At 67.9% G+C, this 22,787-nt stretch carries 28 protein-coding genes, 1 tRNA gene and 1 pseudogene; 12 read left to right on the top strand and 18 right to left on the bottom strand.

Annotation, left to right across the window (positions count from 1 at the left end; translation table 11 throughout):
- Window positions 1-79 precede the first annotated feature (79 nt).
- The 4 genes from rpsI to ACOFKS_RS01085 all read right to left on the bottom strand — a co-directional run bounded on the left by rpsI (window position 80) and on the right by ACOFKS_RS01085 (window position 3,176).
- Window positions 80-616, bottom strand: a complete 537-nt coding sequence (gene rpsI / locus ACOFKS_RS01070; RefSeq protein WP_419807392.1) for a 30S ribosomal protein S9 — start codon at window positions 614-616, stop codon at window positions 80-82.
- Window positions 616-1,095, bottom strand: a complete 480-nt coding sequence (rplM, locus tag ACOFKS_RS01075; protein ID WP_419807393.1) for a 50S ribosomal protein L13 — start codon at window positions 1,093-1,095, stop codon at window positions 616-618. The genes rpsI and rplM overlap by 1 nt, the downstream gene beginning before the upstream one ends.
- Before the next feature lie 131 nt (window positions 1,096-1,226).
- Window positions 1,227-2,264 carry a COX15/CtaA family protein gene (locus tag ACOFKS_RS01080; protein ID WP_419807394.1) on the bottom strand — a complete coding sequence of 346 codons (1,038 nt, stop codon included), beginning with the start codon at window positions 2,262-2,264 and terminating at the stop codon, window positions 1,227-1,229.
- A gap of 54 nt (window positions 2,265-2,318) precedes the next feature.
- Window positions 2,319-3,176, bottom strand: coding sequence for an alpha/beta hydrolase family protein (locus ACOFKS_RS01085; protein WP_419807395.1), 858 nt, complete (start codon window positions 3,174-3,176; stop codon window positions 2,319-2,321).
- Between the two features lie 115 nt (window positions 3,177-3,291).
- On the opposite strand from ACOFKS_RS01085, the gene ACOFKS_RS01090 reads away from it, so the two are divergent.
- Together ACOFKS_RS01090 and ACOFKS_RS01095 are read left to right on the top strand one after the other, a co-directional pair.
- Window positions 3,292-3,666: a MerC domain-containing protein gene (locus tag ACOFKS_RS01090; RefSeq protein ID WP_419807535.1), complete on the top strand. Its 375-nt coding sequence runs from the start codon at window positions 3,292-3,294 to the stop codon at window positions 3,664-3,666.
- 37 nt (window positions 3,667-3,703) lie between these two features.
- Window positions 3,704-4,174, top strand: a complete 471-nt coding sequence (locus tag ACOFKS_RS01095) for a Fur family transcriptional regulator (protein WP_419807396.1) — start codon at window positions 3,704-3,706, stop codon at window positions 4,172-4,174.
- Here ACOFKS_RS01095 and ACOFKS_RS01100 read toward each other — a convergent pair.
- Window positions 4,171-4,713: a GNAT family N-acetyltransferase gene (locus ACOFKS_RS01100; protein WP_419807397.1), complete on the bottom strand. Its 543-nt coding sequence runs from the start codon at window positions 4,711-4,713 to the stop codon at window positions 4,171-4,173. The two genes, ACOFKS_RS01095 and ACOFKS_RS01100, sit on opposite strands and share 4 nt — an antisense overlap.
- A gap of 72 nt (window positions 4,714-4,785) precedes the next feature.
- Between ACOFKS_RS01100 and dxs the strand changes: the two genes are divergently transcribed.
- Window positions 4,786-6,711, top strand: coding sequence for a 1-deoxy-D-xylulose-5-phosphate synthase (gene dxs, locus ACOFKS_RS01105; RefSeq protein ID WP_419807398.1), 1,926 nt, complete (start codon window positions 4,786-4,788; stop codon window positions 6,709-6,711).
- Window positions 6,708-6,863 carry a hypothetical protein gene (locus tag ACOFKS_RS01110; protein WP_419807399.1) on the top strand — a complete coding sequence of 52 codons (156 nt, stop codon included), beginning with the start codon at window positions 6,708-6,710 and terminating at the stop codon, window positions 6,861-6,863. The genes dxs and ACOFKS_RS01110 overlap by 4 nt, the downstream gene beginning before the upstream one ends.
- Here ACOFKS_RS01110 and ACOFKS_RS01115 read toward each other — a convergent pair.
- Entirely contained in the window at window positions 6,822-7,142 is a 321-nt protein-coding gene (locus ACOFKS_RS01115; protein ID WP_419807400.1) for a type II toxin-antitoxin system PemK/MazF family toxin, read from the bottom strand. The genes ACOFKS_RS01110 and ACOFKS_RS01115 overlap by 42 nt on opposite strands.
- On the bottom strand, window positions 7,133-7,354 hold the full coding sequence (locus ACOFKS_RS01120; RefSeq protein WP_419807401.1) for an antitoxin MazE-like protein: 222 nt from the start codon (window positions 7,352-7,354) through the stop codon (window positions 7,133-7,135). Before ACOFKS_RS01120 ends, ACOFKS_RS01115 begins: the two co-directional genes overlap by 10 nt.
- 37 nt (window positions 7,355-7,391) lie before the next feature.
- Here ACOFKS_RS01120 and ACOFKS_RS01125 point away from each other — a divergent pair, with 37 nt between their 5' ends.
- The 5 genes from ACOFKS_RS01125 (at window position 7,392) to ACOFKS_RS01145 (ending at window position 10,413) form a co-directional block, all read left to right on the top strand.
- Window positions 7,392-8,126, top strand: coding sequence for a TlyA family RNA methyltransferase (locus tag ACOFKS_RS01125; RefSeq protein WP_419807402.1), 735 nt, complete (start codon window positions 7,392-7,394; stop codon window positions 8,124-8,126).
- A 77-nt stretch (window positions 8,127-8,203) separates the two neighbouring features.
- Window positions 8,204-8,728 carry a TspO/MBR family protein gene (locus ACOFKS_RS01130; protein ID WP_419807403.1) on the top strand — a complete coding sequence of 175 codons (525 nt, stop codon included), beginning with the start codon at window positions 8,204-8,206 and terminating at the stop codon, window positions 8,726-8,728.
- A gap of 18 nt (window positions 8,729-8,746) precedes the next feature.
- Window positions 8,747-9,001, top strand: coding sequence for an accessory factor UbiK family protein (locus ACOFKS_RS01135; protein WP_419807404.1), 255 nt, complete (start codon window positions 8,747-8,749; stop codon window positions 8,999-9,001).
- 103 nt (window positions 9,002-9,104) lie between these two features.
- Window positions 9,105-9,608, top strand: coding sequence for a YbjN domain-containing protein (locus ACOFKS_RS01140; protein WP_419807405.1), 504 nt, complete (start codon window positions 9,105-9,107; stop codon window positions 9,606-9,608).
- Between the two features lies 1 nt (window position 9,609).
- On the top strand, window positions 9,610-10,413 hold the full coding sequence (locus tag ACOFKS_RS01145) for a pyrroline-5-carboxylate reductase family protein (RefSeq protein WP_419807406.1): 804 nt from the start codon (window positions 9,610-9,612) through the stop codon (window positions 10,411-10,413).
- Window positions 10,414-10,603: 190 nt separating this feature from the next.
- Here the strand turns inward: ACOFKS_RS01145 and ACOFKS_RS01150 are convergent, their stop codons facing one another.
- The gene (locus ACOFKS_RS01150; protein WP_419807407.1) at window positions 10,604-11,029 is read right to left on the bottom strand and encodes a MarR family winged helix-turn-helix transcriptional regulator; all 426 of its coding nucleotides are present in this window, start codon (window positions 11,027-11,029) and stop codon (window positions 10,604-10,606) included.
- A gap of 125 nt (window positions 11,030-11,154) precedes the next feature.
- Here ACOFKS_RS01150 and ACOFKS_RS01155 point away from each other — a divergent pair, with 125 nt between their 5' ends.
- The 3 genes from ACOFKS_RS01155 (at window position 11,155) to ACOFKS_RS01165 (ending at window position 12,841) form a co-directional block, all read left to right on the top strand.
- Window positions 11,155-12,252: a branched-chain amino acid aminotransferase gene (locus tag ACOFKS_RS01155; protein ID WP_419807408.1), complete on the top strand. Its 1,098-nt coding sequence runs from the start codon at window positions 11,155-11,157 to the stop codon at window positions 12,250-12,252.
- Between the two features lie 45 nt (window positions 12,253-12,297).
- Window positions 12,298-12,372: transfer RNA gene (locus ACOFKS_RS01160), tRNA-Gln, on the top strand.
- 88 nt (window positions 12,373-12,460) lie between these two features.
- Entirely contained in the window at window positions 12,461-12,841 is a 381-nt protein-coding gene (locus tag ACOFKS_RS01165) for a hypothetical protein (RefSeq protein WP_419807409.1), read from the top strand.
- Between the two features lie 27 nt (window positions 12,842-12,868).
- On the opposite strand, the pseudogene ACOFKS_RS01170 reads toward ACOFKS_RS01165, so the two are convergent.
- From ACOFKS_RS01170 to ACOFKS_RS01215, 10 genes and pseudogenes are all read right to left on the bottom strand, one after another.
- A pseudogene (locus ACOFKS_RS01170) lies at window positions 12,869-12,961 on the bottom strand (IS3 family transposase); the annotation flags it as partial.
- Between the two features lie 63 nt (window positions 12,962-13,024).
- Entirely contained in the window at window positions 13,025-13,741 is a 717-nt protein-coding gene (locus ACOFKS_RS01175; protein ID WP_419807410.1) for an IS6 family transposase, read from the bottom strand.
- 67 nt (window positions 13,742-13,808) lie between these two features.
- Window positions 13,809-14,549, bottom strand: coding sequence for an SDR family NAD(P)-dependent oxidoreductase (locus ACOFKS_RS01180; RefSeq protein WP_419807411.1), 741 nt, complete (start codon window positions 14,547-14,549; stop codon window positions 13,809-13,811).
- A 137-nt stretch (window positions 14,550-14,686) separates the two neighbouring features.
- Window positions 14,687-15,145, bottom strand: a complete 459-nt coding sequence (locus ACOFKS_RS01185; RefSeq protein WP_419807412.1) for an N-acetyltransferase family protein — start codon at window positions 15,143-15,145, stop codon at window positions 14,687-14,689.
- Window positions 15,146-15,493: 348 nt separating this feature from the next.
- Window positions 15,494-16,210, bottom strand: a complete 717-nt coding sequence (locus tag ACOFKS_RS01190; RefSeq protein ID WP_419807413.1) for an IS6 family transposase — start codon at window positions 16,208-16,210, stop codon at window positions 15,494-15,496.
- A 35-nt stretch (window positions 16,211-16,245) separates the two neighbouring features.
- Window positions 16,246-17,217: an N-acetylglucosamine kinase gene (locus ACOFKS_RS01195; RefSeq protein WP_419807414.1), complete on the bottom strand. Its 972-nt coding sequence runs from the start codon at window positions 17,215-17,217 to the stop codon at window positions 16,246-16,248.
- On the bottom strand, window positions 17,214-18,347 hold the full coding sequence (locus tag ACOFKS_RS01200) for an SIS domain-containing protein (protein WP_419807415.1): 1,134 nt from the start codon (window positions 18,345-18,347) through the stop codon (window positions 17,214-17,216). The genes ACOFKS_RS01195 and ACOFKS_RS01200 overlap by 4 nt, the downstream gene beginning before the upstream one ends.
- Window positions 18,340-19,626, bottom strand: coding sequence for a D-tagatose-bisphosphate aldolase, class II, non-catalytic subunit (locus ACOFKS_RS01205; RefSeq protein ID WP_419807416.1), 1,287 nt, complete (start codon window positions 19,624-19,626; stop codon window positions 18,340-18,342). The genes ACOFKS_RS01200 and ACOFKS_RS01205 overlap by 8 nt, the downstream gene beginning before the upstream one ends.
- A 42-nt stretch (window positions 19,627-19,668) precedes the next feature.
- Complete coding sequence (locus ACOFKS_RS01210; protein WP_419807417.1) at window positions 19,669-20,604, bottom strand: EamA family transporter; 936 nt, start codon at window positions 20,602-20,604, stop codon at window positions 19,669-19,671.
- The gene (locus ACOFKS_RS01215; RefSeq protein ID WP_419807418.1) at window positions 20,601-22,685 is read right to left on the bottom strand and encodes a glycoside hydrolase family 36 protein; all 2,085 of its coding nucleotides are present in this window, start codon (window positions 22,683-22,685) and stop codon (window positions 20,601-20,603) included. The genes ACOFKS_RS01210 and ACOFKS_RS01215 overlap by 4 nt, the downstream gene beginning before the upstream one ends.
- Window positions 22,686-22,787 lie beyond the last annotated feature (102 nt).

A 22,787-nucleotide genomic window follows, 5' to 3' on the forward strand; every position in this document is an offset into this window, starting at 1 on the left:
GCGAAAAGGGCGGCCCGTCGCCGGACCGCCCCTTCGTCCGATCGTGACGCCCGGCACAGGCCGGGCGCCAACTGTCCGCTTAACGCTTAGAGAACTGGAACGAACGACGTGCCTTCGCCCGGCCGTACTTCTTGCGCTCCACCGTGCGGCTGTCGCGGGTCAGGAAGCCTGCCGCCTTGACCGAGGCGCGCAGCGCCGGCTCGTACTTGGTGATCGCCTGGCTGATGCCGTGCTTCACCGCGCCCGCCTGACCCGACAGGCCACCGCCCTTGACGGTGCAGATCACGTCGTACTGACCTTCGCGCTCGGTGATCCCGAACACCTGGTTGATGACGAGGCGCAGCGTCGGCCGTGCGAAATAGATTTCCTGATCGCGCGTGTTGATCGTGATCTTGCCGGTGCCGGGCTTCAGCCAGACCCGCGCGACGGCATCCTTGCGGCGGCCGGTCGCATAGGCGCGACCCTGCTTGTCGATGATCTGCTCGCGCAGCGGCATGGTCGACACGACGGGAGCGGCGGCCTGCGGCGCGGCGTCGTCACCGCCGGTTGGGGCGGGGGCCGGCGCCTGCGAGGTCAGGCTGGCGAGGTCGGAAAGCGACTGGCGGTTGTCGGACATTATGCGCCCACCTTGTTCTTGCGGCTCATGCCGGCGATGTCGAGCACCTGCGGGTCTTGCGCGGTGTGGGGATGCTCCGTGCCCTTGAAGATACGGAGGTTACGCATCTGCTCGCGGCCCAGCGGCCCGCGCGGGATCATGCGCTCGACGGCCTTTTCCAGCACGCGCTCGGGGAAGCGGCCCTCCAGCACCTTGGCCGCGGTCACGCTCTTGATGCCGCCGGCATAGCCGGTGTGCTTGTAATAGATCTTCTTTTCCGCCTTGTTCGACGTGAAGCGGATCTTGTCGGCGTTGATGACGACGACGTTGTCGCCGCAATCGACATGGGGCGTGAAGCTGGTCTTGTGCTTGCCGCGGAGGACGTTGGCGATCACCACCGCCGCGCGCCCGACGACCAGACCCTCGGCATCGACGATATGCCACTTCTTCTCCACCTCGTGCGGCTTGACCGACTTGGTGGTCTTCATCAGCGCCTTCATGGGCGTGTTGACCTTTCGAATGAAACAAAGCGCCGCCCCGATAAGGAGGCGGCGTGTGCTGCGCCAATGCTGTAGCGGGCCGTCGAAGTCAAGCTTTACGGCGGCTTTGCTGACGGGTAATGGGATACCCGTCAGGTGCGGGCGCGACCGATCGCATGCGCGGCGGTCACGGTGGCGATCAGCAGCAGCGCGGCGTTGAGCTGGTGCCACACCGCCACCTCGATCCGCACGCCCGACAGCAGTGTCGCGACGCCCAGCCCGATCTGCAGCACCACCAGCCCGACCACCGCCAGCCCCGCGCGGCTGCCGATCCGCCCGGCACGCCAGGCGAGCACGCACAGACCGGCGGCGGCGACGAACGCCAGCCAGCGGTGGACGAACTGGACGACGATCGGGTTGTTGACCAGCTCGCCCGAGCCCGCCCCCGGCGGCAGCGCGCCGGCGGGAAACAGCGCATCGCCCATCAGCGGCCAGCTGGCATAGGCATAGCCCGCGTCGAGCCCGGCGGTCAGCGCACCGAAGCCGAGCTGCACGAACAGCAGGATCAGCGCCACGCCCGCGACCGGCAGCAGCCGTGCCGAGGGCACCAGCGGCTGCCGCTTCAGCGCGACCAGATCGAGCGCGGTCCAGACGATCCCCGCCAGGATCACCAGCGCGGTCAGCAGGTGGACCATCAGCCGCAGGTGGCTGACATCGGTCCGCACCGACAGGCCGGACGCGACCATCCACCAGCCGATCGCCCCTTGCAGCCCGCCCAGCGCCAGCAGCGCGACCAGCCGCGGCTTGTACCCCGCCGGGATCTGCTTCCTCGCCCAGAACCAGATCAGCGGCCCGGCGAACGCCAGCCCGATGATCCGCCCGAGCAGGCGGTGCAGATATTCCCAGAAGAAGATCGCCTTGAACCCGGCGAGCGTCATTCCCTGATTGAACGCGCGATATTCCGGAATGCGCTTGTAGCCGTCGAACGCCGCCTGCCATTGCGCGTCGGTCAGCGGCGGGATCGCGCCGGTGATCGGCTTCCACTCGGTGATCGACAGCCCCGACTCGGTCAGCCGGGTAATCCCGCCGACCACCACCATCGCCACGATCAGCCCTGCCACCGCCCATAGCCACCGGGCCAGCGCAAACGGACGCGCGCGCGTCATGAAGGCGGGGCTGGGCTGAAGCATGATCGGCAGATAGGCGCTCGCCGCGGTCACGCCAACCGGGGCGGGCCGATCGCCTCAGCGCAGCATCGCGAGCCAGTCGAGGACGATCGTCTCCAGCACGATGCGGTGGTCCGACCAGCCATGGTCGGTCGCGACATGCCGCGCCTCCACCTGGCCGCTGCCGCCGGCGCGCACCGCCGCGACCAGCGCGTCGGCGGGCGGCGCCAGGCCGTCGTCGCTGGTCAGCACCAGCAGGCGGGTGCGGGTCAGCCCCGCCGCCGCACCGGCCAGACGCCATGTGCGTCCCCGCGCGATCAGTTCGTCCGCCATCGCGGCCGGGGTCGTCACCAGCGTCTCGGCGTTGTCCGCCGCAGCCGCGATCGTCTTCTCACGCGGCAGGTCCCCAAGCGCACCCATGTCGGCCGCCGAGATCGCCACCGCGCCCAGCAGGCGATGGTCGCGCGCCGCCGTCAACAGCGTCGACCAGCCGCCCATGCTGTGCCCGGCCAGGACGATGCGCTCCGGGTCAGCACCCAGGCGCGCCGCGGTCGCGGGCGTCCGCAGATAGGCGAGCGCCGCCTGCGTATCTTCCAGCACATGCGCGAAGGAAAACCGGCCGGGACTGCCCCAGGAGCCGCGATAGTTGATCGTCACCGCCACCCAGCCCGCCCGTCGCGCCGCCTGGGCGAGATCGAGGTTCTTCTCGTTACCGGGCCAGCCATGGAGCAGCAGCAGGATCGGATGAGGGCCCGGCCCCGACGGCGTATAGGCGACCCCGTTGATCGCGACGCCGCCGGACGGGATATGCAGCACGGTCATGCCCGCGGGGTGGAGGCGGTCTGCGGGCGGATCGGTGGCGACCGCGCTTTGCTGCGCGGCGACCGGGGCGACGCCGATCAGGCAGGACAGGACGGCGAGCAGGGGCAGGCGCATGGCGCTGTGTAAACCGCACGCCCGGTCGTGCAACCCAAGCGCGAGTGTGATGTTGTATCTTTTCCTCGGGCGATGCATATAGCGGATCGTGAGCGCCGCGATTCGCCTGTCCTGGATGCATGGCCTGCATGGGTCGCTGCGTCGATTCGGTCTCGATCGCGTCGCGATGGGGGTGTCGGGACTTTGTCTGGTCCACTGCATCGCCACCTCCGTGCTGCTCGCGCTGATGTCGGCGGCGGGCAGCGTGCTGCTCGATCCGATCTTCCATGAGGTCGGGCTGATGATCGCGATCGCGCTCGGCGCGCTGGCGCTCGGGCGCGGCGTGCTGGAGCATGGCTATATGATGCCGGCGGTTGTGGGGGCGTTCGGCCTCGGCATGATGGCCGGCGCGCTCGGGCTGCCGCATGGCGGCGGCGAGGCGCTGTGGAACGTCCTCGGCGTCGGTGTCCTCGCCTTCGGGCACGACCTCAACTACCGCGCCACGCACTAGGCTTGTTCGCGGGGCGGAGCGGGCTTATCTTCCGGTCATGGCCGCGCACGCTCACGATCATCACGAGCATGAGGGCGACGCCCTTACCCATGCCGCGCAGACGACGCTGGAAAAGGCGGGCGAACAGTGGACGACGATGCGCGCCAGCGTGTTCGAAGCGCTGGCCGGGTTCGACAAGCCGGCGTCCGCCTATGACATTGCCGATGCGGTGTCGAAGCGCGAGGGCCGGCGGGTGGCGGCGAACACCGTCTATCGCATCCTGGACCTGTTCGTCGGCTCGAACCTCGCGCGTCGCGTCGAGAGCGCCAACGCCTATGTCGCCAACGCGCACCCGGATTGCCTGCACGACTGCATCTTCCTGGTCTGCGACGCCTGCGGCCAGACCACGCATCTGGACGACGACCGCATCACGAAGGGCGTCCGCAGCGCCGCGTCGGCCGCGGGCTTCTCGCCGGTCCGCCCGGTGATCGAGGTGCGCGGCACCTGCGCCGATTGCGTCGCCGCCTAAAGCGGCTTGACCATCACCGCGCCCGGCACCGCGACCTCGCCGGGCACGAAGCTGTCGACCCGTTCCACCACCTCGTAACCGCTCGCGCGATACAGCGGCTCGCCCGCGCGCGTCGCCATCAGCTGCGTCCGGGCAAAGCCCGCCGCCCGCGCCGCGTCCTCGCATAGCGTCAGCACCGCGCGGCCGATCCCCTGCCGCACCCGGTCGGGGTCGGTGTACATCGCCCTGATCCGCGCCGGATCACGCGCGGGGTCGAGCAGCGACGCATCCCGCACCGCCGCCGCGTCGCCGCCGTACAGCGTCGCCCGCCGGCTCCAGCCGCCGCAGCCGACCAGCACGTCGTCGTCCTCGACCAGGAAATAGGTCCGGTCCGCGATCAGCTGCGTATCCAGCCCCATCCCGGCACGGCTGGCCGAGATCTGCGCCGGCGACAGGAAGCCGGCCTGCAACGCCTCGATCGCGCGGTCCATCAACGCCGCGATGGCGGGCAGGTCGTCTTCGGTCGCCAGGCGGTGGGTGCGGGTCATGCGCTGCGTCATGCAGATGATGTGCGTATCCTGTCCAGCGTCACACAATCGACACTCGTTTTCCAAACGGGTAAGCCCCCGTGAATGGCCGATCTTCCTGCGACTCCGTTGCTCGACACCGTTAACGTCCCCGCCGATCTCCGCGCGCTCAAGCCCGAGCAGCTGCGCCAGCTCGCCGACGAACTCCGCGCGGAGACGATCTCGGCGGTCGGCACCACCGGCGGGCATCTCGGCTCGGGCCTCGGCGTCGTCGAGCTGACCACCGCGATCCACTATGTGTTCGATACGCCCAACGATCGCCTGATCTGGGACGTCGGGCACCAATGCTATCCGCACAAGATCCTGACCGGGCGGCGCGACCGCATCCGCACGCTGCGCCAGGGCGGCGGCCTGTCCGGCTTCACCAAGCGCAGCGAGAGCGAGTACGACCCGTTCGGCGCGGCGCATTCGTCGACCTCGATCTCCGCCGCGCTCGGCTTCGCCACCGCTAACAAACTGAGCGGTCGGCCGGGCAAGGGCATCGCGGTGATCGGCGACGGCGCGATGTCGGCGGGCATGGCATACGAGGCGATGAACAACGCCGAAGCCGCGGGCAACCGGCTGGTGGTGATCCTCAACGACAACGACATGTCGATCGCGCCGCCGGTCGGCGGGTTGTCGGCCTATCTGTCGCGGATCGTGTCGAGCCGCGAGTTCCTGGGCATGCGCGAAGTCCTGCGGCGACTCGCGCGCAAGCTGCCGCGCCCGCTGCATTCGGCCGCCCGCAAGACCGACGAGTTCGCGCGCGGCATGGCGATGGGCGGCACGTTGTTCGAGGAGCTGGGCTTCTATTATGTCGGCCCGATCGACGGCCATAATCTCGACCAGCTGATCCCGGTGCTGGAGAATGTCCGCGACGCCGAGGAAGGCCCGATCCTGGTCCATGTCGTGACCAAGAAGGGCAAGGGCTACGGCCCTGCCGAAGCGTCGGCGGACAAATATCACGGCGTCCAGAAGTTCGACATCATCACCGGCGCGCAGGCCAAGGCACCGGCCGGCCCGCCGCAATATCAGAACGTCTTCGGCGAGGCGCTGGCGCGCGAGGCGGAGAGCGATCCCCGCATCTGCGCGATCACCGCCGCGATGCCGTCGGGCACCGGGCTCGACCGCTTCGCCGCCGTGCATCCCGACCGCTTCTTCGACGTCGGCATCGCCGAACAGCATGGCGTCACCTTCGCCGCCGGGCTGGCGGCGCAGGGGATGCGGCCGTTCTGCGCGATCTATTCGACCTTCCTGCAGCGCGCCTACGATCAGGTCGTCCACGACGTCGCGATCCAGAACCTGCCCGTTCGCTTCGCGATCGACCGCGCCGGGCTGGTCGGGGCGGACGGCGCGACCCACGCCGGCTCGTTCGACGTCACCTATCTGGCGACGCTGCCCAATTTCGTCGTGATGGCGGCGGCGGACGAGGCCGAACTGGTCCACATGGTCCACACCTGCGTCCAGCACGACAGCGGCCCGATCGCGGTCCGTTATCCGCGCGGCAACGGCACCGGCGTCGCGCTGCCTGCCACGCCCGAAGTGCTGGAGATCGGCAAGGGGCGCGTCGTGCGCGAGGGCAAGACGGTCGCGATCCTGTCGCTCGGTACGCGGCTGGGCGAGGCGCTGAAGGCGGCGGAACAGCTGGAGGCGAAGGGGCTGTCGACCACCGTCGCCGACCTGCGCTTCGTCAAGCCGCTCGACGAGGCGCTGATCCGGCGCCTGCTGACCACGCACGAGGTCGCGGTGACGATCGAGGAAGCGGCGGTCGGCGGGCTGGGCGCCCATGTCCTGACGCTGGCGAGCGACGAGGGCCTGACCGACGCCGGCCTGAAGATCCGCACCATGCGCCTGCCCGATCGTTTCCAGGATCAGGACAAGCCGGAGGTCCAATATGCCGAGGCGGGGCTGGACGCGGACGCCATCGTCCGCACCGTCCTCACCACGCTCCGCCACAACAGCGCCGCGGTGCCGGAGGGCGCGCGCGCTTGACCGGATGGGAAAAGGTGATCGCCGCGACGGTGCTGGCGGTGATCGGGCTGGCGGGGCTGAACCTCGCGATCTGGCGGCGGATGCGCGCGGCGCTGCGGTATGCGCGCGCCTCAGCCGACGAGATCGAGCAGGACGATCAGCGCCAGCGCTAGCCGTTCCATATCTGGGTCGGACAGGCGGCCGATCGCGCGGTCGATCCGCGTCCTGCGCGCTGGCGTCACTCTGTCGAGCATCAGCTGCGACGTGACGATCAGCCCGTTGGTTGCCGATGGGCCGATCGTGGGCCGATAGATGGGCGCGTCGATCAGGAACGACGTGAGCGGGCAGATCAGGACGGCGTCGGGGGTCGGCAGACTGTCCGACTGGATGATGACAACCGGTCGAGGCTTGCCTTCGGCGACAAGCACGACATCACCGCGGGTCAGTGCCAATCGTCCAGCACGTCGTGCGCGAGCCGCTCCATGGCCGCGATCGCTTCCTTCTCGTCCTCGCTATGGTTGAGAAGCGCGGCCTGCCGCGTCGCCTCCGCCTTGAATGCGGTGGAGCGCGTATCGGGCACCCATAACCGAACCTCGCGCAGCCCTGCCGCCTTCTTGCGCTCGCGATAGGCGCGGAACTTGTCCTGGCTGACCGGCGCGTTCATGGATGCGAGGTAGCGCGCTACCGATCAGGAGTAAAGTTTGCCCAAGACCCGCATCGACCAACTCCTCGTCGACCGCGGCCTCGTCGAATCCCGCACCCGCGCGCAGGCGTTGATCCTCGCGGGGCTGGTGTTCGCGGGCGAGCGCAAGGTCGCCAAAGCGGGGGAGCAGTTCGCGCCCGACGTGCCGCTGGAGGTGCGGGGCCGCGACCATCCCTGGGTGTCGCGCGGCGGCGTCAAGCTGGCGCACGGCCTCGACCATTTCGGCTGGGACGTGACGGGCGCGGTCGCGATCGATGTCGGCAGCTCGACCGGCGGCTTCACCGACGTGCTGCTGACGCGCGGCGCGGCGCGGGTCTACGCGGTCGACAGCGGCACCAACCAGCTCGCCTGGAAGCTGCGGCAGGACCCGCGCGTCGTCGTGCTGGAACAGACCAGCGCGCGTATCCTCACCGCCGGCCACATCCCCGAACCCGTCGACCTGATCGTCTGCGACGCCAGCTTCATCGGCCTCGCCAAGGTGCTCGACCGCCCGTTCGGCTTTGCCAGACCGCCTGCGAGGCTGCTCGCGCTGGTGAAGCCGCAGTTCGAGGCCGGGCGCGACGAGGTGGGAAAGGGCGGTGTCGTCCGCGACCCGGCGATCCACGCGCGGGTGTGCGACGACGTCGCCGCCTGGGTGACGGCGCAGGGCTGGGACGTCGCCGGCGTCACGCCCAGTCCCATCACGGGACCCGAAGGCAATGTGGAGTTCCTCCTCGCCGCCACCCGCGGTTGAACCGCCGCGCGGGTTGCGGCAGGGACGCGAGCAACAGCAGGGGGACGGCCGTGGGCGGGATCGCGTCGAGGGGGCAGTTGCGGTGGTCGTTCGCGCGCTGGGCGGCGGTCTGCGTGCCGCTGGTGCTGCTGATCGGCTTCGTCTCCGGCCGCTCGGTCCCGGCCGGCAGCGACAACGCCTGGTACGTCGCGCTGCAAAAGCCGTCGGTCAATCCGCCCGACTGGGCGTTCCCGGTGGCGTGGAGCATCATCTACATCTGCATGGGGCTGGCGGTCGCGATCGTGCTCAACGCGCGTGGGGCGCGGGGTCGGTGGCCGGCGGTGGCGCTGTTCGCGGTCGAGATCGCGCTGCTGTTCGCGTGGCAGCCGCTGTTCTTCGGCGCGCATCGGATCGCGGCGTCGACCGCGCTGATCGCCGCCATCCTGCTGGTCGGGATCGTCGTCACGCTGCTGTTCGGCCGGGTGCGGTCCGGCGCCGCCTGGCTGATGGTGCCGCTGCTGGTCTGGGTCGGCTTTGCGGGCGTGCTGTGCTGGCGTATCGGGCAGCTCAACCCCGATGCCGAGCGGCTTGCGCCGGGCGCGTCGACCTCCCAAATGCTGTAGGCGTACAGGAGTAGTCGAATGCAGTCCGAGAACCGTGTCGTCGGTGATTTCGTCAAGGTGCTGAACGGCGCGGCGGGGACGCTGGCCGGGTTGGGGCGTGAGGCCGAGGCCGGCGCCCGCTACCGTGCGCGCGAGTGGATCGGCGGCCTCGATTTCGTCGGCCGCGACGAGTTCGAGGCGGTGAAGGCGATGGCCGCCGCCGCCCGCGACGAGGCCGATGCGCTGCGTGCCCGGCTCGATGCGCTCGAGGCGCGGCAGGTGCCCGCGGGCTGACTTTTCCACAGTTTTCTCTACAGAGCTGTCCACGGCACGCGCCGGCCAGCGCGGCGCGTGCCGGTCGGCCGTGCTACGGCGCAGCGGTGGGACACGGGGATCTATGCTGAATCAGGCCGATCAGGAGCCGGACGTCGACGCCCCGCTCGACATGCTCGAAACCTATTTCGACGCGCATGGCTGGGAGAACGAGCGTCACGACGAAGAGATCGTCGCGCAGGTCAAGGGCAGCTGGACGACCTATGAGCTGCGCGCGCTGTGGCGCGACGGCGACAGCGTGCTCCAGTTCCTCGCCTTTCCCGACATCAAGGTGACCGACGATCGCCGTCCCGCGATCTTCGAGGCGATGTCGCTGGTCAACGAACAGCTCTGGGTCGGACATTTCGAGCTGTGGACCTCGTCGGGCGTGCTCCTGTATCGGCACGCGGCGATGATCGACGGCGAGGAAGGCGCGGCGCTGTCGCTGGCGCAGGCGGAGCAGCTGGTCGAGACCGCGGTCGAGGAGTGCGAGCGCTTCTATCCCGTGTTCCAGTTCGTGCTGTGGGGCGGCAAGTCACCCAAGGACGCGCTCGCCGCCGCGCTGATCGAGACCCACGGAGAAGCCTGACATGACCCCCGCCGATGCCGCCGGCCGGCTGCTGATGGTCGGTTCCGGCAACATGGGTGGCGCGATGCTGCGCCGCTGGCTGGCGAGCGGCGTGCCCGCCGTCAGGGTGACGGTGGTCAGCCCCAGCGGCCGCGCGCAGCCGGACGGCGTGCGCGTCGTCGCTGCGATCCCGGCCGAGCCGTTCGACACCATCATCCTCGGCCACAAACCGCATCAGCTCCGCGCCGTCGCGCCCGCGCTTCGTGGCCACGCGCCGCGGCTGGTCGTGTCGATCCTGGCAGGGGTGGAGCTGGCGACGCTCACGTCTGTCGTCGATGCGCCGGTGGTGCGCGCGATGCCCAACCTGCCCGTCGCGATCGGCAAGGGCGTGGTGGGGCTGCACGGCGCGCGTGGGACGGAGGCGGGCGACCGCGCCGCCGCGCTGATGGCGCCGCTCGGGCTGGTCGAGTGGATCGCCGACGAACGCGCCTTCGACCTCGTCACCGCGCTGGCGGGTAGCGGCCCCGCCTTCCTCTACCGCTTCGTCGACGCGCTCACGGCGGCGGGGGCGGCGCTGGGCTTGCCGGCGGATCAGGCCGGTCGGCTGGCGCTCGCCACCGTCGAGGGCGCGGCGCTGCTCGCGGCCGGGGCGGACACCACGCCGGGCGTGCTCGCCGACCGTGTCGCCAGTCCCGGCGGGTCGACGCGGGAGGGTCTGAACGTTCTCGACCGGGACGGGGCGATGCTGGCGTTGTTGACCGAAACGCTGGCGGCGGCGACCCGGCGGAACGGCGAGATGGCGGCCGCGGCGCGTCCCGACGCCTGACCACTCGTTTATCGCTGTCCTACAAGGGTCCGCCGGGGCAGGGCGGCACGCACTGTTTTCATCGGCGGCGGGCCGGCACGCCTAGGGGCCGCGAAGCCGTACCGACGACCGGTTTTGGTGTAACCTTTGCTCACCTTTGACCCGTTCCGGCATCACGGTTCGGTGCGACGGAGCACAATTCCGCTCCGATTCAGCTGCCCAGCCCCAGCACCTGTTCGCGCTCGTCCTCGGGGATCAGCCCTTCCAGCACCGCCCAATAGCCGCTCACCGCCTGCTGCCCGGCCCTGGCATAGGCCGCCGCCATCTTCTGCCGCGCGGCGTCGAACAGCTCGGTTTCCAGCTTGGTGCCGGCCGGCGTCAGCCGCAGCAGCCGCTGACGCCGGTCACGCTCACCGGCACGCGTCTCGATCAGGTCGCGCGCGGTGAGTTCGTTGAGCACCCGCCCGAGCGACTGCTTGGTGATCGCCAGCAGCGACAGCAGCTCGCTGACCGTCAGATTGGGTTTGCGAGCGACGAAATACAGCGCCCGATGGTGCGCGCGGCCCAGCCCTTGCCGGGCCAGCTCGCGGTCGATCGAGCGGGTCAGGTGGCTGTAGCCGAAATAGATCAGCTCCATGCCGCGCCGAAGCTCGGGTTCGCGGAGGAAAAGCGGGGAAGCAGAAGGCGCTACGGCGGTCACGTTGACCCGTTTAGACAGCGCCTCTAGGCCGGGGCAACCCCCAAGCATCGAAGGTCCTGAGAATGCCCGCGTCAGCCCCGTCATCGTTTCGCCTGGAGCCTCATGCGAGCCCGATGGCGCACGATGATCGTGCCCGGCAGATCGCCGATCCCGGGTTCGGCCGCGTCTTCACCGATCACATGGCGGTGATCGACTATAGCACCGAGCAGGGCTGGCACGATCCGCGCATCACCGCCCGCGCGCCGCTGACGCTCGATCCGGCCTGCGCGGTGCTGCACTACGCGCAGGAGATATTCGAGGGGCTCAAGGCGTATCGGCTGGACGACGGCAACGTTTCGCTGTTCCGGCCCGAAGCCAACGCCGCCCGTTTCCGCAGCTCCGCCCGGCGGCTGGCGATGCCCGAGCTGCCCGACGAGCTTTTCCTGGGGTCGCTGGAGGCGCTGGTGCGCGCCGACGCGGACTGGATCCCGGCGATCGACGGCGGCTCGCTGTACCTGCGCCCGTTCCTGATCGCGAGCGAGGCGTTCCTCGGCGTGAAGCCCGCGAGCGAATATCTCTACATGGTGCTCGCCTCCGCCGCCGGGTCGTACTGGAAGGGCGGGGTCCGGGCGATCTCGCTGTGGGTCAGCCACGACTACACGCGTGCCGCACCCGGTGGCACCGGCGCCGCGAAGTGCGGCGGCAACTATGCCACGTCGCTGATCGCGCAAGCGGAGGCGACGCGGCGCGGTTGCGATCAGGTCGTGTTCCTGGATGCGACCGAGCGCCGCTGGGTCGAGGAGCTGGGCGGCATGAACATCTTCTTCGTGTTCGACGACGGCACGCTGCGGACGCCGCCGCTGACGGGCACGATCCTGCCCGGCATCACGCGCGATTCGATCCTGACGCTGGCGCGCGACGAGGGCTTGCGGGTGGAGGAGTCGCCCTATTCGCTGGACGACTGGCGCGCCGACGCGGCGAGCGGCCGGCTGGTCGAGAGCTTCGCCTGCGGCACCGCCGCGGTGGTGACGCCGATCGCCGAGGTGAAGGGGCCAGACTATGGCTTCACCATCGGCAGCGGCGGCATGGGCCAGACGACGGCGCGCTTCCTCGATCGCCTCGGCGCAATCCAGCGCGGCCGCGCCCCCGACCCGCACGACTGGCGTCACGCCGTCGCCTGAAGGGGTTTGCCCGAGCGACAACCCCGCTATATGCGCAATCGCCGTTGGGGCGTCGCCAAGTGGTAAGGCAGCGGCTTTTGATGCCGCCATTCGCAGGTTCGAATCCTGCCGCCCCAGCCAATCTCCCGATATTATGGCGCAAATGCACCAGACTCCAAATTGTTGAATCGGCGTTCTTTCCTGCCTCACAAGCAGAAAGGACCATCACTTGGGCATCTCCAACGGCCGCGCGGACCTTGAGCGCAAAATCAGCACCTACCTCTCGGAACTGAATGAGAAGCGGAAGCTTGCGAAGACCGCCAGCACCGCTGCGGCGGACTTGCCGAGTCTCCAGTCTCGCATCACTCGGCTGGAAGAACTCGTCCACGCCGCCGAGACGTTGCTTCGCGATGACCACCCGTCGTGGAACTGCTCGCGCGTGAAGCCGAAGCGGAAGAACGCCTTTGATTCACCGTTCCCCATCGGCGAGGCTGGTCCGATGTCGCTCGACGTTCTGCGCGAGGCCAAGGAGCCGATGACGTGTCGCGAGGTGGTCAGGTCGATGCTGGAGCGCATCAACATTAATGACTCCGAGCGCCCGACGAACTGAGCTGCTGCCGGTTTCACGGACACGAGGTTAAGCTACAAGCGCTTGCCGCTCGAAGTCCATGGGGCTGAGATAGCCCAGGGTCGAGTGCCTTCGCGTGGGATTGTAGAAGCGCTCGATATGGTGCTGTCAGTCTAATGCGAACCCGTCTCCACACGATGCAGATCGGGCTTTGAGCGCAGGGGGCTAGCTCGCGATGACCTGCCACTCCGCCAGTGCGGCGGCGCGTCGTTCCTTGTAGGTCTGTCGATCAACGAGATGGCGTTCGAGGTTGAAGTGGTTGTGGACGTTGGCGTGGACCGAAGCGAATTTTTGGAGCGTCTTCATTCGCCTGAATCGCAGCATCGCACGCTCTCGTCGTCGGAATGGCAAGTGCGAGTTCTCGACCCGGTTGTTGGCCCAGCGACCGACCTCCTGCTTCTCGGCGTTGCCCAGCTCCTTCATGGCCGCCCGGTAGGAGCGTAGCCCGTCGGTGGTGATCGCTTCCGGCGAGCCATGATGCTTCAGCGCCTTCTTCATGAAGGTAAGCCCTGCATCCTTGTCGCGGGTCTTGGTGATGTAGCTCTCGAGCACCTCACCCTCCTGGTCGACGGCACGCCAGAGGTAAACCATCTCCCCGTTGAGCTTCACATACATCTCGTCTAGGTGCCATCGCCAGTGACGAAACCCGCGCATGCGACTTACCCGCTGCCGCCTGATCTCGCCCGCGAACATCGGCCCAAACCGGTTCCACCACATCCGCACCGTCTCGTGGCAAACGTCGATGCCACGCTCGAACAGCAGGTCCTCAACGTTGCGCAACGACAGCGGGAAACGGACGTACATCAGCACCACCAACCGGATCACCTCCGGCGAGGAGTTGAAGTAGCGGAACGGACTGACTGGCTGACGCGGGCGGGGCATGTCGGCGACGCTAAACAAGCCTGATTACCAGCCGGTGCATTTGGTCTGACAATGCCCTAGCGACTGTTCACGCGCTCCAACCGCCGTCGATATTGTAGGTCGCGCCGGTCACGAACCCTGCCTCGGGCGAAGTCAGGTAGGTCACGAGGCTTGCAACCTCATCTGGCGTGCCATGCCGGGGAACAGCAAGTGGACTCCGATTTGCGACGGCGTTCGGTCCATCTGCGGGGTTGCGTTCGGTATCGATCGGCCCCGGCTGCACTAGGTTCGCGGTGATGCCCCGCTCGCCCAAGTCACGAGCTAGGCCGCGTGTCATCCCTCCCAGCGCAGCTTTGCTCGCCGCGTAGAGCGTGCCGCCAGCGCCGGGCATCCTGTCTGCCACGATGCTTCCGATTGTCACGATCCGCCCGCCTTCGATCATCAAGCCCGCCGCCTTCTTCGCAGCAAGGAAGGGAGCCCTCACGTTGAGCGCAAAAGATCGGTCGAACGCATCGTCTGGGTATGTCGCAAGCGGCCCTACAATCGCCGTTCCAGCTACGCTCACCAGAATATCAAGGCGGCCAAAATGCCTTACGATCTGGTCCATCGCATCGTTGAGCGCCCCGGCATCGCTAACGTCTGCCTGCACCATCAAGGTATGATGGCCTGCCGAACGCAATTGGTCTGAAAGACGCTGGGCGTCATCCGACCGGCTTAGAAATGTTGACCCAACCGATGCGCCATCAGCCGCCAGCCTTCGAGTGATCGCTGCACCAATGCCGCGCGTTCCGCCGATGACGATGGCGACCTTCCCGTCGTGATCCCGCATTGCTTTTCCTCGGCGAACGTCTCGACCGCGTTTCATGGTAGCCGCATTGCGGGAGCCGTCAAAACATTGCCGTTCAGTTTTCTCGACAACGATCGAGTTTCGAGAAAGGCGCGCACTAAACGGCAAGTCCGATCAAGTCATAGTTCGCAGACCTTCTGAACAATCCCTTGGGGTGTACGGTAGGTCTGGAAACCCATAGCATCATAGTATTTTAGCCCGGATGGATTGTCCGCTCCAATGTAGGCGTCGATCTTTTCAAGACCCGCTTGAAGTGCGGCTTCTCGCGTGGCTAAAAACAAGAGTTTACCAACGCCCTGCCGGTGGGCTCTTGGGCTGATATGGGTTCCGATAATGCCCCATCCTTCCGGTGTATCATACGGGTTGCCGGGGACAGCCTTCTTCAAAGACTGAAAGCCGACGACGTTTCCTGATCCGTCGGTAGCAACGGTGCATCGTATGCTCACAGGATCAGCGATGTAGCGGCCCATCACAAACTCAACATCGTTTGGACGCTGGCGGCCGGTATGCTCGATGATCTCGCGAAGCACCCTACCCATTGCTTCGGCGTCATAGGCCGACGCGGCGCGCGTTTCCATTGCTGTTCCCCAAAGAGGTGTTCCATTTGCCTCCAATTACTGACTTCTTCTTTGTATCAGCGCCCGATCGTGCGCGAAAGCGGACGTTGGACCACCACCAATGTCCGGTTGTGATGGAAAGCGGAACGGCTGCTTGCGAGCGGGCTGGCGGACTGGCAACCTCTCGGCATGGAAGACACAGCCGCACTTCGGCTTGCTCTCGTCGCCGTGCGTGCGTTTCAAGCGGGCGAGTTGAGTCCACTGGAAGCCGCTCGGCGGATGACGGGCATCGTCAACCCTTGGCGCGGTGCTGTCAGTCTAACGCGAACTCGTCTCCACACGATGGTACTCGGGCTTTGAGGCAGGGGCTTAGCTTGCGATGACCTGCCACGCCGCCAGCGCGTCGGCGCGTCGTTTCTTGTAGGTCTGGCGGTCGACGAGGTGGCGTTCGAGGTTGAAGTGGTTGTGGACGTTGGCGTGAACCGAAGCGAATTTCTGCAGCGTCTTCATTCGCCTGAACCTGAGCATCGCACGCTCTCGTCGTCGGAAGGGCAGGTGGCTGTTCTCGACCCGGTTGTTGGCCCAGCGACCCACCTCCTGTTTGTCGGCGTTACCGAGCTCCTTCATCGCCGCGCGGTAGGAGCGCAGCCCATCGGTGGTGATCGCCTCGGGCGAGCCGTGGCGCTTCAGCGTCTTCTTCATGAAGGTGAGGGTTGCCTCCTTGTCCCTGGTCTTCGTAATATAGCTCTCGAGGATCTCGCCCTCCTGGTCGACGGCTCGCCAGAGGTAGACCATCTCGCCGTTGAGCTTCACGTACATCTCGTCAAGGTGCCATCGCCAGTGTCGAAACCCGCGCATGCGGCTGACCCGCTGCCGCCTAATCTCGCCGGCGAACATCGGCCCGAACCGGTTCCACCACATCCGCACCGTCTCGTGACAAACGTCTATGCCGCGCTCGAACAGCAGGTCCTCGACGTTCCTCAGCAACAGCGGGAAGCGGGCATACATCATCACTACCAGCCGGATCACCTCCGGCGAGCTGTTGAAGCAGCGAAACGGACTGGCTGGTTTGCGCGGGCGGGGCATGCGACCGCCATACGAGCGCCGGCTTATCAGCCGATTTAATTAGGCTGCCGAGCCGCTAGTGCACTTGGTCTGACAAGGCCCGTGGCCAGCTTGCGGGCGTATAGTGCGGCGCCGTGAGCGGCGCGCGTGCGCGGGGTCACCGAGTGGAACCCGCCGGTCGTGACGATCTCGACGAACCGCGACCGGACGCGGGTCGCGTTGGTTAGGATGCTGCCGGACCAGGACAGCGGCACGGCCTCCGCGGCCGCGAAGCCCAGGTCGGCCCGGATCGCGCCCGCGATCGCCGCCAGATGCTCCGCCGCGCGATCGAGGATCGCCATCGCCTGCACGTCGCCCTCATCGGCGGCCGCGACCACCAACGGTGCCAGGCCGGCGATATCCATCCGGCTCATGGCCGGCGGGCCCATGACGCGCTGACACAGGTCGATGTCGTGCTCCAGCCCGATGTGCGTCACAAACTTCGCGTGCAGCGGTCCCTTGGACGACCGGCCGTCGCTCATGCGTGAGAACAGCGTCAGCCCGCGCAGCGCAATCCAATAGGCGGACCCCTCGTCGCCAAAGACCTCACCCCATCCGCCGGACCGCGCGGCCCGGCCGCGGTGCTGGCCATAGCCGATCGAGCCGGTGCCGGCGACGATGTTGATCCCGTCCTCGCACGCCAGCGACCCCGCCCACCCGCACACCATGTCGTTGTCGCACCGGTATCGCCCGTGACCGAGCATCGCGCCGCACGCAGCGTTCAGTTGCGGGTCGATCACCCGGTCCTCGCCAAAGGCGGGCAGGCCGAAGAATGCGTAGGCCAGATCGGCAGGCACCACGCCGACCGCGGCGCAGGCGGCCGCCAACCCCTGGTGCAGACGGTGCAGCACCTCGGCCAGCCCGATCTCGGGATGGTAGGTGGCACCGATCTTGATCGCCGCGCGCTCGCGCCCGTCGTCATCGATGCAGACGAACTCGGTCTTGGTCCCGCCGCCGTCGACACCCAGGAACACGCGCGACGCGCTCATGCATGCGCCGCGTGAATGCGGACGCCCTGGACGACGCGATTGACGGTGCCGGCCCGGTTGGGCTGGTCGGGGGTCAGCCCCAATGCCTGCGAGACGCGTAGGCCGAACAACTGCGCGGGCACGATAAACGGAAACAACAGGTCGCAATCGGCGGCGTCCGCCAGACCGCGCACGGTGACGGTGTCGTCGTCGGCGGTCCCGATCACCACGACGGCACCCGCGCGACCGTCGTTGCGCAGTTCCTCGACGATATCGCGATCATAGCGTGCCGTAAGCGGATCATTGGACACGAATACCACGATCAGCGTCCGCGGAGTCACGATCGTCTTGGGTCCGTGACGAAAGCCCATCGCCGTGTCGAACGCGGTGACGACCGCGCCATCGCTCAGCTCCATCAGCTTCAACGCGGCCTCGCGGGCAAGCCCTTTCAGCACGCCGCTGCCCAGATACACCACGCGGTCGAAGCCGCGGCCGGCGAGATCGGTGACGATCGGGTCGGCCTGGTCGAGCACCTGCGCGACCGCCGCGGCGATCGCGGGCACCCGCGCGCCGACGCGCTCGATGCCGCCGAAGACTGACAGCGCCGCCAGCGTCATCGCGCTGAAGCTGGAGGTCATCGCGAACCCGCGATCGTGCGTCTGCTCCGGCAACAGCAGGACGAACGCCCGCTTCTCCGCGCGCGCCGCCAGCGCACCGTCGGGATTGCAGGTGACGATCAGGTGATGCACCTCGTCCAGCATGGCCTCGGCGAGGTCGATGGCGGCGAGGCTTTCGGGGCTGTTGCCCGATCGGCCGAACGACACCAGCAACGTCGGCGTGCCGCGTCGCAGATACAGGTCCGGCGCGCTGACGATGTCGGTGGTCGGCACCGACTCGATCGGGCGGCGGGCATGCTGCGACAAGCACGGGGCCAGGCTGTCGCCGATGAAGGCCGAGGTGCCGGCCCCGGTCAGCACGACCCGCAGCTCCGGCCTGGCGAGCAAGGGCGCGAGGAACGCCTCGATCCGCTCGCGGTGCGCGGCCACCACCGCCTGCGTCGCGTGCAAGGTCGCCGGCTGCTGACGGATCTCTCGCGATGTCCAGGACTCGCCAGCGATGGCCGGCGCGTCGGCGAGCAGGGTGTCAGACATGAGGGTGGCAGGCTCCATGATAGGCGTCGAGCGTCGCGCCGATATGCGCGATCACGAGGTCGGCGGGGTCGAGCGTCGCGGTGCCGTGGCGCACCGCATTATAGGCGGTGGGCAGGTGCTGGCTGACCAGCGGCAGCGAGGGCGGACGGTCGCGCAGATTGGCGAACAGCCGCTCCTGCGCCGCGATCAATGCCGGCGTCGCCCAGTAATAGCGGATGCGATCGGACAGGCTGTATTGCAGCTGGAGGTCCAGCGCCTCGCCTTCGGCATGATAGTATTTGCGCCAGTGCCGCGGATCGGCGTGCATCTGCGCGAGCGTCGCCGCGCGCAGGCCGGAGCGCTCGCTGACGGGCACGGTCTCCGTCTCGATCGCGTCGAGTGCCCAGAACGCCTCGCGCAATGCGAAGGTGACGCCGGGCCCCACCTTTAGGATCGCGAAGTGATCGCGGACCAGTGCGGCGAGCGCCTCGGCGGTCTGGTAGTCGGTCGAATGCGCTTCGTAGACGATGCGGTCGACCCGCTCGATCGCGCGGCTCAGCGCCGTCGCGCGGTCGGGGCGGTAATCGATCACCTTGTCGTGGTCGAACTCGACGCCCGGCTGCACCACCGTCGCGATCACCCGTTCCCAGGCGTCGGTCAGCCCGGCCTCGGCGAACAACGTTCGGTGCATGTCGAGCGTCGCGAGCGCCGCCTCCGGTGTCGTGACCGCGAGTTCCTCCAGATCCTCGGCCGCGCCGCCCGGCACCGGCACTTCCGTACCGATCACATACACCGGGGCGTCGGCGGGGTCGGCGACCGCCGCTTCGCTCGCGGCGCACAGGCGTGCCGCCCGCGCGGCGATCGTTGCCTCGGGCAGCGGTGTGGGATCGTCGGCGCAGCTCATCGAGCAGTCGAGGTGGATCTTCCCGAAGCCGGCGCGGACGTAATCCGCGACCAGCACCGCCGCCTTGGCCATCGCATCATCGGCGGGCAGCGCGGTCCACGCGTTCGGGCCGAGATGGTCGCCACCGAGCACGAGGCGTTCGGCCGCGAAGCCCACCTTCTGCGCGATGCCGAGCACGAACGCACGAAAGTCGGCGGGGACCATGCCGGTATAGCCGCCGTCCTGGTTGACCTGGTTCGACGTCGCCTCGACGAGCACCAGTTCCTGCCCCGTACGCAACGCATGCCGCAGCGTCGCCTCGATCACCAGCGGGTGAGCCGAACAGACCGACGTGATGCCGATCCGCTCGCCTGCCTTGTGGCGCGCCATGATATCTCGAATCGTCACCACTATCATCCCCGGCCAGTCAGCGCGTCGTACACACGAAAGAAAACGAAACTACGTCCCAGCCGAGTTCGGAAGGCCGGTCTCGGCGTTCGTATCGGTAGCGTCCGGCTCGATCGCAAGCAGCAGGGAGGCGGCCAGCGCCAGGACGATGCCGACGATCTTAAGCGCGCCCGGCACGACGCCCAGCACCACCAGCGACAGAAGCGCGGTGGCGAGCGGCGCGCCGGCATTGGCCAGCGGCGCGACGATGATCGCCTTGCCGTAGCGAAAGGCGAAAACCAGCGTCAGCGCTCCGATCGCGTTGAGCACCTGAATCAGCGCGGCCAATCCCGGTCCGTCGAGCCCCCAGTTGATCGGCCGCGTCCAGTCCGTCATCGCCCAGGCGATCGGAATGACGAGCAAGCCGCTCAGCGTCATGTAGACGAAGATGCTCGCCGCCGACATGACGTGGTTGGCGGCTTTCATGAAATAGGCCTGCACGCCCCAGCACAGCATCACAAGGATCGCCGGCAGCAGCCACCCCGCCGCCGCGCCGCCGGCACCGCCCGGCGAGAAGTCGAACGTGGGTAGCGCCAGCAGCGCGAGCATGATGCCGATCGCGCCGAGGCGCCCCGTGCGCTCGCCCAGCAGCGCGAACGACATCGCGATGGTGACCACCGGGGACAGCGAGATGACGGGAAATATCAGATACGCAGGGCCGCGGGCGACCGCATAGAACAGGATCAGCTGCCCCGCCGCACCCAGCAGCCCGACGGCCAGGCCGTAGCCGATCGCCCGCACGCTGCGATCGAGCCGCCATCGCGCCATCGACAGGACGATCAGCGCGGGCGGCACCATGGTCAGCGCCCAGACGCAATAGACGAGCGTTTCCGGAAAGCCGTACTGCGGCGACAGACCAGAAAAGGCACCCCACACGCCCCACAGCACAACGGTGACCAGGGCGTAGCCAAGCCAGGCGCGGGGCCCCCGAACGGTATCGGCGCTCACGCCGCGACCGGTGTGGCGGTGACGAGCAGGAAGCGCTCGAACGTCGCGGCGATGCGGTTCTGCGTGGCCGTGGCGCGGCCCAGCGATCGACCGGTAAATGCGTCCGCCAACGCGTAGCTGCCCTTGCCCAGCCCGCGCAGTTCGACCGGGCCGTCCCATCGCCTGGCGTAAAAAGCGTAATGCACCTTACCGTTCTCGCCGACGACGTGCGCCTCCGGCTTGTCGAAACCGATGTCGTAGAGCCCGCCCAGATAAATGCCCTGCGCCAGACGATTGGTTCGATAGAGATCGAGCCAGTGCCGCCACAGCGCTTCCTTCTCGGCGGTCAGGACGAAGCCGCCGGGCGGCAGCGTGTCGGTGGGGTGCGTCGTCGGCTTTGGCCAGGTGAACTTGGTCGAGGGGATCGCGCCGATGCCATAGGTCGAGGCGAAGTCGTCGCCGCCGTCCGACAACTCGACATGGTCGCCCGAATAAGGAGCGGACGGCCCCATCAGCGCCTTGAACGTCTTGCCCTTCAGGCGGACCTGCCACGACGATTCCGGGTCGGAGGCCGGGGTGTTGTTCATCGCCGGGATGTTGTGGAAGGCGAAGCTGTCGCCGCAGGGGCAGATCTCCACCACCGCCTGCGGATTGGCGGCGATCGCCTCGTCGTAGAGCGCCTTCCAGAAATCCTGGAGCTTTTCGAACGATTCCTCCGGCCGAGCATGGTTGTGGGCCGGGTTGTAGCAGGGTGCGACGCCATTGAGGTGCTGACCGTCCAGCTTCAACCCCTCATAGCCCCAGTCGGCGATGATCCGCCGCACCACACCGCGGAAATGGTCCACCGTCGGCTGATAGGCGGGGCACAGCGTGAAGGCGCTCCACCAGCTGACGTTCTGCGCCGCGCCGTCCCGGTCGAGCAGCAGCATGTCGGGATGGTCGCGCAGCAGGTCGGTGCCGGGGTCGGCGGCGAGCGGTGCCAGCCAGAGGCGCGGGCGCATCCCGTCCGCCTTGATGCGGGACACGAACGCCCGCATGTCGGCATCGCCCCTCGGATATTTGACGGGATCGAGCTTCCAGTCGCCTTCGGATGTCTGCCACCCGTCGTCGAGCACCGCCCATTCGAAGCCCAGCTCCTTCGCCTTGGGCAGCGTACCATAGACCTCGGCGGGCGTGTAGTTTCGCTCGTACCCCCAGGCGCACCAGATCGGGCCGTAGCTGCTGGCGGGGATCGCCGGTGCCGCCAGGCCACGCTCCGCCATCAGCCGACGATAGGCGTCGAGCGGGCGGAAGTGATCGCCGGTGTGCGCCATCACGAAGGCGGGCGGCAGCGCGAAGGTAGCGCCGGGCGCGAGCATCACGGGCGCGTCGCCGCTCATGCCGATGCGGGTGCCGCCCGGCTGGGCCGCGACCGGCAGCGATACCAGCCGCGGCACCGTGTCGATATGCCCGACCGCGAGCCCCACGTCGCGCCGCCAGACGACCGCGACGGGCGTGCCGCCGCCGTAATCCGACCCGTTCATCCCCATGAAGTTATGCTGCTGGAAGCCCGGTGCGACCGGCTGCACCCAGTCGCGTCGGTTGGGATAGGAGGCACCGGCGTAGCTCCACGCCCCGTCCGGATGGGGGAGGAGATCGTGCGTCGCGACCCGCCAGCCGGCGATCGCCAGCGGCACCGCCCCGGTGTTGCGATACGTCACGTCGATCAGCGCCAGCCCCGGATGACGATCGAGGAAGGTCACGGCGAGCTGCTGCTCCAACGTCCCCTGCGCGGTCGCGCGCAGGCGATGGCGGCGGCCGCCGCCATGAGGCCCCGCAACCGCCTCCTCGCCATGGTCGAGCAGCAGGAAGCGGTCGATCGTACGCCCGTCGACCAGCTGGACCGCCGCCGCGGACGTCGCCGGGGTGATCGGCCGTCCCCTGAAGCTGAGTCGTGACCCCATCCCGGCGTCGAAGTCGATCGTAAGCGTGCCGTCCGACAGCCTGACGCCGGGCGTCGCCGCGGCCAGCAGCCTCGCCGGCCGGGTCGCGACGCCGACCACGGCCGCCCCGGTCAGGAGCCGGGCGAGCGCGGCGCGGCGGGTGACCTGGTGAAGCGACATGCCTTGCTCTCCTGCCCGGCCGCGCCATCGTGACGTCGACGGCGCTGATTGTGAATATGCTTGCACGCGGTCCTGCGGCCTGTAAACAAAAACAATAATGAA

The sequence above is a fragment of the Sphingomonas sp. genome, from assembly GCF_965200135.1.
Classification (GTDB): Bacteria; Pseudomonadota; Alphaproteobacteria; order Sphingomonadales; family Sphingomonadaceae; genus Sphingomonas.